Source organism: Mesorhizobium hunchu (assembly GCF_040081975.1).
Classification (GTDB): Bacteria; Pseudomonadota; Alphaproteobacteria; order Rhizobiales; family Rhizobiaceae; genus Mesorhizobium; species Mesorhizobium hunchu.
In genome coordinates this window covers 22,003-30,895 of the sequence record NZ_JBEBMG010000020.1, presented here as the reverse complement: position 1 = coordinate 30,895, position 8,893 = coordinate 22,003, and the positions used below count along the sequence as shown (strand labels likewise).

8 protein-coding genes, 1 tRNA gene and 1 pseudogene are annotated in these 8,893 nt (G+C 63.7%); 7 read left to right on the top strand and 3 right to left on the bottom strand.

Annotated features, from left to right (window positions below; all coding sequences use genetic code 11):
* Positions 1-131 precede the first annotated feature (131 nt).
* Positions 132-701, top strand: a pseudogene (locus ABMA46_RS21415) (recombinase family protein); the annotation flags it as partial.
* A 525-nt stretch (positions 702-1,226) separates the two neighbouring features.
* Here the strand turns inward: ABMA46_RS21415 and ABMA46_RS20950 are convergent.
* Positions 1,227-1,316 (bottom strand) — tRNA-Ser (locus ABMA46_RS20950).
* Between the two features lie 540 nt (positions 1,317-1,856).
* Between ABMA46_RS20950 and ABMA46_RS20945 the strand changes: the two genes are divergently transcribed.
* From ABMA46_RS20945 to ABMA46_RS20935, 3 genes are all read left to right on the top strand, one after another.
* Complete coding sequence (locus tag ABMA46_RS20945; RefSeq protein WP_349001941.1) at positions 1,857-2,177, top strand: hypothetical protein; 321 nt, start codon at positions 1,857-1,859, stop codon at positions 2,175-2,177.
* Between the two features lie 32 nt (positions 2,178-2,209).
* A complete protein-coding gene (gene msrA, locus ABMA46_RS20940; RefSeq protein ID WP_349001940.1) occupies positions 2,210-2,881 on the top strand; it encodes a peptide-methionine (S)-S-oxide reductase MsrA in 672 nt (223 codons plus the stop codon).
* 202 nt (positions 2,882-3,083) lie between these two features.
* Positions 3,084-4,073 (top strand): BMP family lipoprotein, encoded by a 990-nt coding sequence (locus ABMA46_RS20935; protein ID WP_349001939.1) that lies wholly within the window; start codon positions 3,084-3,086, stop codon positions 4,071-4,073.
* Positions 4,074-4,214: 141 nt separating this feature from the next.
* On the opposite strand, the gene ABMA46_RS20930 is transcribed toward ABMA46_RS20935, so the two are convergent.
* A complete protein-coding gene (locus tag ABMA46_RS20930) occupies positions 4,215-4,613 on the bottom strand; it encodes a hypothetical protein (protein WP_349001938.1) in 399 nt (132 codons plus the stop codon).
* Between the two features lie 132 nt (positions 4,614-4,745).
* Positions 4,746-4,949, bottom strand: a complete 204-nt coding sequence (locus ABMA46_RS20925) for a SlyX family protein (RefSeq protein WP_425475783.1) — start codon at positions 4,947-4,949, stop codon at positions 4,746-4,748.
* Positions 4,950-5,157: 208 nt separating this feature from the next.
* On the opposite strand from ABMA46_RS20925, the gene ABMA46_RS20920 reads away from it, so the two are divergent.
* The 3 genes from ABMA46_RS20920 to ABMA46_RS20910 are packed head-to-tail and all read left to right on the top strand — an operon-like array spanning position 5,158 to position 8,799.
* Entirely contained in the window at positions 5,158-6,690 is a 1,533-nt protein-coding gene (locus ABMA46_RS20920) for an ABC transporter ATP-binding protein (protein ID WP_349001937.1), read from the top strand.
* Positions 6,687-7,826, top strand: coding sequence for an ABC transporter permease (locus ABMA46_RS20915; RefSeq protein WP_349001936.1), 1,140 nt, complete (start codon positions 6,687-6,689; stop codon positions 7,824-7,826). Before ABMA46_RS20920 ends, ABMA46_RS20915 begins: the two co-directional genes overlap by 4 nt.
* A 1-nt stretch (position 7,827) precedes the next feature.
* Entirely contained in the window at positions 7,828-8,799 is a 972-nt protein-coding gene (locus ABMA46_RS20910; protein ID WP_349001935.1) for an ABC transporter permease, read from the top strand.
* The last annotated feature ends 94 nt before the right edge of the window (positions 8,800-8,893 follow it).

Here is an 8,893-nt window from a genome sequence, read left to right as displayed (position 1 = left end):
AGTCCCGTGCGCCGCGCAATCTCCCGGATCGAATGTCCATCTCGCAGATGCCAGCGTCGGATAACGCTCAGTAACGCCATGTCTATCACTCCAATGTCCCCTGCAATCAGCCAGCAGGGGTGGGTTCAAACATGGGTCACTTCTCAATGGAAAAATCCCTCAATCCCGGGTCAGTTCTCGGCGGAAATCAACAGATCATCGAACGGATCTATACCTTGGCGCTTCATGGCGATGGTAACAGCGCGCCCATGGGCGTGAAGGCTATCGCGATTTGGCTGAATGAGAGAAACATCACTACCCGGACCGGTGCACGATGGGGAATTCAGGCAATCCACCGCATCCTGACCAATTCGGGTTATTTCGGTGACTACTACTGGGGTGTGGACCCTGCAGTCAGCGAATTCCGCGAGGAGTTGGATCCAGTTTTATTGAAGATCCCTCACATCATAAGCCGCGAGATGCTCGATGAAGTCCAGCTGCTGATGCAGAAGCGCGATCCGAAGATGGGAGCGGCCAAGCAGATCAGCAGCCCGCTGCTGTTATCCGGCATCGCCTATTGCGAGGAATGCGGCGCGTCAATGACGCTCAGAACCGGAAAGGGAGGAAATTACCGCTATTATCATTGTAGCAGCGCCACACGCGGGAAAAAGGTCTGCACTGGTCCCAGCATCCCCGAGAAGGAGCTCGATGATGCCGTTCTGACGGCTGTCCGTTCGAGAGTGCTGGACAAGGATCACCTGACCAAACTCATTTCTGGATTGCAGAAGCGCGACCGAGTTAGGTCCAATTCCGCAATCGAGGAACTGCCGTCGCTGCAGTCTCGGGTCTCGGCAGCGGAGGCAACGGTGCAGGGATTATGGGCAAGTATTCAGGTAGCGCCGTCCTTACAGCACGATCCGCTTTTCCAGAAGAATTTGCGACGCGCCGCGGACGAACTGGAGCTGGCAAGGACTCGCCTGAACCAGGCTATTGGCGCGGCTGACGGCGTTGACGACATCAGCGAGACAGCTGTTCTCCATTTCAGAACTCAAATGATCGGCCTGCTCGAGGATGAGAACCGGGCGCGAACCAAGATATATCTCTCGTCAATCGTGGAGCGCGTCGAAGTCGGTGAAACAGAAATCCGAATCGAAGGCCACGCTGACGATCTCCGGAAAGCCACCGTTTCATCCAACGAAAGCTCTGGTGGAACTAGCGGGCCCGAAGTTCGCAGATATGTTCGCAGATGGCGGAGAGAGGGGGATTCGAACCCCCGATACGGTTTCCCGTATACACACTTTCCAGGCGTGCGCCTTAAACCACTCGGCCACCTCTCCGCCCCACGCCCGGTCATTGGTCAAGCCGACGGTTCAGCTATCGATACGGCGGGCGCGGGGCTCATCTAGTCGATCCGCAGGCGAAAGCCAAGACTTAATGGCGTTCGCGGCGAAATCGCTGCGGGTTCCGTCGAGAGACATTGAATCCGGCGCTTGACGGGAGGTCCGGCGGGCACGACGCGTATCGGCGCGTCGATGCGTTGCCGATGATTGGTAATGCCGGAATTTTCGACAGAGCCTGCTCGCGAGCGCGCCTGGAATATGTCCGGATCGCGACCTTCTGGCCGGCTCGCGGAGCGGGCGAGCGAGCGTCGCGAGGAAGTGTTCCAGGCGTTCTTCTGGCCCGTTCTTCCGGCGAGGCGCACGCTTTGGGAGCCCGGCCGGCGGTGCGATGTGACAAGTCGCGTCCGTTGGCGAATAACCGTTGAAAATGGCATGAAGGCCGCCGTCCACCGGCGGCCGGGCGGCGACATCCATCACGAAACTTGCTCTTGCGGCCGCCGCGCCATATTCCTCGTGTCGAAACATCTGGAAAGCTCCATGATCCGCTTTCTGTTCCGCCTCGCCGCCACGGTGGCTCTGGCCGTCGCCGTTATCATGGCGGTGCTCGACGCGACGCGCACGGTGGCGGCGTCGGCGCTCGTGCTGACGCCGCTCAAGACGAGCTGGAACGCCGTCTCGCCAGACACACTGGCGGCGAGCGAGACGTTCGTGCGCGACAGGATAGGGCCGCTGGCCTGGGATACGGTCATCGACTGGATCCTCGACCGCCCGGGGTTTGCCGTGTTCGCGGCGCTCGCCCTCGTGCTCTACATGATCGGTTACAGGCGCCGACGGAAGGCCGCGCGCTTCGCCGCCTGATGGCAACCATCAGCGACTGGAAAGGAAAGACCATGTTTTTCCTCAGCGACATGCTGAACAGGAAGCTCACCCTGCCCAAGCCCTCGGAGGCGCTGCGGGGCCGAGACAGGGCGATCGCCACCGCCTCGAAGCACTTCGTCTCGAAGCGTCCGCTCAAGGGGCCGTACCCAGACGGGCTGGAGACGGCCATGTTCGGGCTCGGCTGCTTCTGGGGCGCCGAGCGGTTGTTCTGGCAGACCGAAGGCGTATGGGTGACGGCCGCCGTCTATTCGGGCGGCGTCACGCCCAACCCGACCTATCAGGAGACCTGCACCGGCCTGACCGGGCATGCCGAGGTAGTGCTGGTGGTGTTCGATCCCACGTTGGTTTCCTACGCCGACCTGCTCAAGGTCTTCTGGGAGGCGCACGATCCCACCCAGGGCATGCGCCAGGGCAACGATGTCGGTACGGCCTATCGCTCGGCCATCTATACCTTTTCGGGCGAGCAGCAGGTGCAGGCGCTCGCCTCCCGCGATGCCTATGGGGTGTCGCTGACGGGCGCGGGCCACGGCCGGATCACCACCGAGATCCAGCCTGCCGGGCCTTTCTATTTCGCCGAGAAGGAGCACCAGCAATATCTGGCCAGGAACCCCTCCGGCCATTGCGGCCTGAAGGGCACGGGCGTGTCCTGCGCCATGCCCGCTCCGGCGTCCGCTTCCGCCTGACTTGGCCTGTTGCGTTTTGCTATGGCGCGCCTCTGCGCCACGGTTTTCCGGAAGGTCAAAATTCCAGGTGAATTTTGTACGCGCCCATGCAAGATTGGCCGGCAAGCGGGGGACTTACAGCCCTGCCAGGTGCCTTGCGCGTGTCCGTGACCGGCCGCCGCAGGGCGCGCAACGACAAGATAACCGACAGGGTGTGGATCACATGAAACGTATCGTTCTTGGGCTTCTCGCTGCAACCGCGATGGTGTTCCCGGCGCTGGCCGACGACATCAAGCCGGCGCTGCTCTACGATCTCGGCGGCAAGTTCGACAAATCCTTCAACGAGGCGGCCTATAACGGCGCCGAGAAGTTCAAGAAGGAGACCGGCATCGACTATGTCGACTTCGAGATATCCAACGCCTCGCAGCGCGAGCAGGCGCTGCGCCGCTTCGCCGAGGATGGCCGCAACCCGATCATCATGACCGGCTTCTCCTTCGTCGATTCGCTCACGAAGGTGGCCGCGGACTATCCCGACACCAAGTTCGAGATCATCGACGACGCTGTCGATGCGCCGAACGTCCGTTCCGTCACCTTCAAGGAGAACGAAGGCTCCTATGTCGTCGGCGTGCTGGCGGCCATGGCCTCCAAGACCCACAAGGTCGGCTTCATCGGCGGCATGGACGTCCCGTTGATCCGCAAATTCGGCTGCGGCTATGTCGGCGGCGCCAAGGCGGCCGGCGCCACGGACGTCATCTACAACATGACCGGCGACACGCCTGCGGCATGGAACGACCCGGCCAAGGGCGGCGAGATCGCCAAGACGCAGATGGACCAGGGCGCCGACGTCATCTATGCGGCGGCCGGCGGCACCGGCGTCGGCGTGCTGCAGGCGGCGGCGGATGCCGGCAAGCTCGGCATCGGCGTCGATTCCAACCAGAACGGCCTGCAGCCCGGCCATGTGCTGACCTCGATGGTCAAGCGCGTGGACGTTGCCGTCTACAACGGCCTCATGGACGCCAAGGACGGCAAGTTCACCGCCGGCGCGCAGCATCTCGGCCTCAAGGAAGGCGGCGTCGACTACGCCATGGACGACAACAACAAGGATATCGTCACCGCCGACATGAAGGCTGCCGCCGACAAGGCCAAGGACGACATCATCGCCGGCAAGATCGAGGTGCACGATTTCACCACCGACGGAAAATGCCCATACTGATCGGCAGGTTCTTTCAGCCTTCGACCGCCGGGCATCGTCCCGGCGGTTTTGCTTTGGAAGCAGGGAGGACCGGACAGGCGCGAGCAGGCAGGCCCTGAATCGCTCAGGCTCGCAAGGCTGTCGTCACGACCTGGCCGGAACTCACAGCTTTGCCGTCACATAGCCCAGCGCGAAGGCCACGATCAGGCCGAACGTCACGACGAGCGCCTTTCGGCCGGGCACGGCATGCAGGCTCATGCCGATCGGTTTGTCGAAGGGTGAGAACCTGCCCGCGCGCCCTGGTGCAGCCTCGTCGGAAACGACTGGCCGCATCTGGGGCAGGTCGGCCAATCGTTGTGCCACGGTTTCCCAATGCCGGTCGGCCTCGCCGTCCACGCCGGGCCTTCCGGAAGACCGCATTTCGTCAGCCAGCCGCATCACGGCGTCACGGAAGGCGGGATCGAGCGTAAGGTCGCGCTCGGCCCGTTCTCGCTCGGCGTCGTTCAAGCGGCCCGAAATGTAGTCGCCGGCGCGCCGGCCGCGCTCCCCTTCCGCGCCCATGGCGCAATTCCTCCCGTTCGGCACGTCACGCCGGGCGTTGCCGCCTCGAGCGGAAAAATGCCTGAAACGGCAGGATAGATCATGTGCCGGCTCGGAGGGAAGCGGAATTGCTGCCCACGCTTGTCGCTGAAATCACCAGTGCGGCGGTTTCGTCACCGGCACGTCGGGCGCGCTCTGTTCCTCCAGCGCCAGGAAGCGCTCGGCCAGGGCGTCCAGCTTCTTCTGCATCCGGTCGATCACCTTCCACTGGTCGGCGACCTGGCCGGACAGCTCCTCGATCGTCCGTTCCTGTTCGACGGCACGGATTTCCAGCGTGGTCAGACGTTCGGAAGACATGATTACCCGTACTCTCTGTTGCGCGTGCGCAAAACCCGGCGCCTCGACGGTGAAACGGCTGCGGTCGTTGCCGGCTCAAAATTGACGATGGCGCGGGGGTTTGTCGAGGGTGAAGACGAGGCCCCCGCCTTCAGGCTCGCCGTTGGCAGGAAACCGGCGGCATGCTAGGCCTTGGCCAACCGATAAGAACACGAGTGGGAACGGCCATATGGCGCAAGCCGCAATCGAGTTGATCGGCGTCAACAAGAGTTTCGGGCCGGTTCAGGCCAACCGCGATATCAATCTCGAGATCAAGCGCGGCTCCATCCACGGCATCGTCGGCGAGAACGGCGCCGGCAAGTCGACGCTGATGTCGATCCTCTACGGCTTCTACCAGGCCGACAGCGGCGAGATCAAAGTCAACGGCAAGCCGGCCTCGATCAAGTCGTCGAACGACGCCATCACCGCCGGCATCGGCATGGTCCACCAGCATTTCATGCTGGTCGACAATTTCACGGTCATCGAGAACGTCATCCTCGGCGCCGAAAGCAACGCCCTGCTCAAATCGTCGATTTCCCGGGCGCGTTCGGAACTGGTACGGCTGGAGCGCGAATACGGCCTGCAGGTCAATCCGGATGCGTTGATCGAGGAGCTTCCCGTCGGGCTCCAGCAGCGCGTGGAAATCCTCAAGGCGCTCTATCGCGGCGCGGAAATCCTCATCCTGGACGAGCCGACGGGCGTGCTGACGCCGGCCGAGGCCGATCACCTCTTCCGCATCCTCGGGCAGTTGAAGGAGCAGGGCAAGACGATCGTCCTTATCACGCACAAGCTGCGCGAGATCATGGCCATCACCGACACCGTCTCCGTCATGCGCCAGGGCACGATGGTGGCGACGCGCGAGACAGCGAAGACCACGGTCGAGGAACTGGCCGAACTGATGGTCGGGCGGCGCGTGCTTCTGCGGGTCGAGAAGGGGACGGCGGCGCCCGGCGAGGTCAGGCTGTCGGTCAGGGATCTGGTGGTCAGGGATTCGCGCGGCGTAACGATGGTGAACGGTGTCTCCTTCGACGTGCGCGCCGGCGAGATCGTCGGCGTCGCCGGCGTCGCCGGCAACGGCCAGTCGGAACTGCTGGAGGCGATTTCCGGCATCCGCCACGCCGTCTCGGGAAGCGTAACGCTCGAAGGCAGTCCGGTCGACCTGACCGGCGCCGCCGATCCGGGCGAATTGCGCGAACGTGGTCTGGCGCATGTGCCGGAGGACCGCCACCATGTCGGGCTGGTGCTGGCCTTCGAGGAGAACGAGAACTCCATCCTCGGCTATCATGACGATCCGCGCTATCTGAAAGGTCCGCTGCTCGATACGGACGCGATCATCGCCGACGCCACGGACAAGATCGCGAAATACGACATCCGTCCCGCCAATCCGCGATTGAGAACGGCCAATTTCTCCGGCGGCAACCAGCAGAAGATCGTATTGGCGCGCGAGATCGAACAGGACCCCGGCGTGCTGATTGTCGGCCAGCCGACGCGCGGCGTCGATGTCGGGGCCATCGAGTTCATTCACAAGCGGCTGATCGCCATGCGCGACGCCGGCAAGGCGGTGCTGCTGGTCTCGGTCGAACTCGACGAGATCCGCGCGCTCTCCGACCGCATCCTGGTGATGTTCGCCGGCCGTATCGTCGGCGAGCGCGGGCCGGAGGTCGGCGAGGGCGAACTCGGCCTTCTGATGGCGGGTATCGACGACAGGGAGGCAGCCGCGTGAGTACACCCTACGCCAAGCTCCCCGCCTGGGCCGACTACGGGCTGATCCCGCTGCTCAATCTCGCCGTGGCCTTCGTCGTGGCCGGGCTGGTGGTGCTTCTCGTCGGCGAGAATCCGTTCCGGGCCGCCGTCATTCTTGTCGAGGGCGCGTTCGGGCGCGGGCAGGGCATCGCCTACACGCTGTTCTACGCCACGACCTTCATCTTCTCCGGCCTGTCGGTGGCCGTGGCCATCCATTGCGGGCTCTTCAACATCGGCGGCGAAGGGCAGGGCTACATAGCGGGGCTGGGCATCGCCATCGTCTGCCTTGCTTTCGATCACGTGCTGCCTTGGTATCTGCTGTTTCCGATCGCCATCGTGGCGGCGGCGCTGTTCGGCGCGCTGTGGGCGCTGATCCCGGCCTGGCTGCAGGCCAGGCGCGGTTCGCACATCGTCATCACCACCATCATGTTCAACTTCATCGCCGCCTCGCTGATGGTCTACATGCTGGTCGATGTGATCAAGCCTGTCGGCGCGATGGCGCCGCAGACACGCAATTTCGCGGCGGGCGGGCAACTGCCGAAGCTCAACTGGCTGATCGAGCTGTTCGGCTTTTCCCATATCCGCTCGGCGCCCTTCAACGTCTCCTTCCTGCTGGCGCTGGTCATGGCCTGGCTGGTCTGGCTGCTGATCTGGCGCACCAGGCTGGGCTACGAGATCCGCACCTACGGCTTCTCGCCCAAGGCGGCGCGCTACGCCGGTATTTCGGAGACGCGCATCATCGTCGTCACCATGATGATCTCGGGCGCACTGGCCGGCATGATGGCGCTCAATCCGACCATGGGCGACCAGCACAACGTCGCGCTGGACTTCGTCTCGGGCGCCGGCTTCGTCGGCATCGCGGTGGCGCTGATGGGCCGCTCGCATCCGGTCGGCATCGTGCTGGCCGCCATCCTGTTCGGCCTGCTCTATCAGGGTGGGGCGGAGCTCTCCTTCGAAATGCCCAACATCAGCCGCGACATGATCGTCATCATCCAGGGCCTGGTGATCCTGTTCGCCGGTGCGCTGGAGCATATGTTCCGTCCGTCGATCCAGACGTTGTTCGCCTCGATCAACCCGAAATCGGTCGGCATGGCCGAAGCCGGGAAGGAGGCCTGAGATGGACCTCTTCAACGTCGTCATCCAGACGCTGGACTCGACTATCCGTCTTTCGGTGCCGCTGCTGCTCGCCTGCCTTGCGGGTCTCTATTCCGAACGGTCGGGCATCTTCGACATCGGGCTGGAAGGCAAGATGCTGGCCGGTGCGTTCGCGTCGGCTGCGGCAGCCTCGGTGCTCAATTCCGCCTGGCTCGGCCTGTCTGTCGGCATACTGGTCTCGGTGGCGCTGGCGCTGGTGCACGGCTTCGCCTCCATCACCCATCGCGGCAACCAGATCGTCTCCGGCGTGGCGATCAACTTCGTGGCGGCGGGCTCGACCGTCATCCTCGGCCAGGCCTGGTTCCAGCAGGGCGGACGCACTCCGGCCCTGACGCCGCCCGAACGCTTCGACGCCATCACCTTCCCGGGCGCCGATGCCGTTGCAGGCGTGCCGGTCGTCGGGCCGATCTATGCGCAGCTCATTTCCGGCCACTCGTTGCTCGTCTATGTCGCCTTCCTGGCGGTGCCGTTCACCTGGTGGGTCCTGTTTCGCACGCGCTTCGGGCTGCGGCTGCGCGCTGTCGGCGAGAACCCTGCCGCCGTCGATACGGCGGGCATCTCGGTGGCATGGCTGCGCTACCGCGCCGTCATCTGCACCGGCATCCTCACCGGCATCGCCGGCGCCTATCTGGCCATGGTGCAGAACGCCGGATTCGTGAAGGATATGACCGCGGGCAAGGGGTATATCGCGCTGGCGGCGCTGATCTTCGCCAAGTGGAAGCCGGTCAACGCCATGTTCGCCTGCCTGCTGTTCGGTTTCCTCGACGCGCTGTCGATACGCCTGCAGGGCACGCCGTTGCCCATTATCGGCCGGGTGCCGGCGCAGTTCATGCAGGCGCTGCCTTACGTGCTTACCGTCATCCTGCTCGCCGGCTTCATCGGCAAGGCGATTCCGCCCAAGGCCGGCGGCGTGCCCTATGTGAAGGAAAGGTGATGGTCATTCCGCTGAAAACGAAAGGCGGCTCACCCCCACCCCCTCCCCACACGGGGGAGGGGAATTCTTCCGCTGCAGTTGATCCCGCTGCAGT

What these genes read in the sequence shown, in the direction of transcription:
- ABMA46_RS20910 (WP_349001935.1), top strand. Translation starts at nt 7,828, where the DNA reads ATGGACCTCTTCAACGTCGTCATCCAGACGCTGGACTCGACTATCCGT.
- ABMA46_RS20930 (WP_349001938.1), bottom strand. Translation starts at nt 4,613, where the DNA reads ATGGGCGCGGAAGGGGAGCGCGGCCGGCGCGCCGGCGACTACATTTCG.
- ABMA46_RS20935 (WP_349001939.1), top strand. Translation starts at nt 3,084, where the DNA reads ATGAAACGTATCGTTCTTGGGCTTCTCGCTGCAACCGCGATGGTGTTC.
- ABMA46_RS20920 (WP_349001937.1), top strand. Translation starts at nt 5,158, where the DNA reads ATGGCGCAAGCCGCAATCGAGTTGATCGGCGTCAACAAGAGTTTCGGG.
- ABMA46_RS20945 (WP_349001941.1), top strand. Translation starts at nt 1,857, where the DNA reads ATGATCCGCTTTCTGTTCCGCCTCGCCGCCACGGTGGCTCTGGCCGTC.
- msrA (WP_349001940.1), top strand. Translation starts at nt 2,210, where the DNA reads ATGTTTTTCCTCAGCGACATGCTGAACAGGAAGCTCACCCTGCCCAAG.
- ABMA46_RS20925 (WP_425475783.1), bottom strand. Translation starts at nt 4,949, where the DNA reads ATGTCTTCCGAACGTCTGACCACGCTGGAAATCCGTGCCGTCGAACAG.